Here is a 487-nt window from a genome sequence, read left to right as displayed (position 1 = left end):
GTCTGGTACGACCCGGTGGCCACCCTCGCCTTCCTTGCGGGGATCACCGAACGCGTTCTGCTGATGAGCCATGTCGCCGTCGTCGGGCTGCGCCACCCGCTCGCCACCGCGAAGCAGTACGCCACCCTCGACCATCTGTCCGGTGGCCGGCTGATCCTCGGGGTCGGGGCCGGGCACGTGCGGGAGGAGTTCGAGGCGCTCGGGGCGGACTTCGACGGGCGCGGCGGAGTGCTCGACGAGACCATCGACGCGCTGAAGGCCGCGCTCGGGCCTGAGGAGTACCCGGAGTTCGCCGGGGAACGGTTCGCGTTCAGCGGGCTGGGGCAGCGGCCGCGGCCCGCGCAGGAGCGGGTGCCCGTCTGGGTGGGCGGTTCCTCGCCCGCCGCCGTGCGCCGGGCCGCGCTGCGCGGGGACGGCTGGCTGCCGCAGGGGGATCCCAGGGACCGGCTGCCGCAGCAGATCGCCGGCGTGCGGGCGTTGCGGGAGG

Annotated in this window: 1 protein-coding gene; it reads left to right on the top strand. The window is 75.2% G+C overall.

Going from position 1 to position 487, the window contains the following annotated elements; genetic code table 11:
• Positions 1–15 precede the first annotated feature (15 nt).
• Positions 16–487, top strand: a 472-nt coding sequence (locus tag AC1DUE_RS20235) for a TIGR03619 family F420-dependent LLM class oxidoreductase (protein ID WP_477041200.1), incomplete at its 3' end; no start/stop codon positions are given.

This window comes from Cellulomonas sp. P4_A2, from assembly GCF_056402515.1.
The sequence above is the reverse complement of the archived record's forward strand: the minus strand, read 5'-3'. Positions and strand labels throughout refer to the sequence as shown.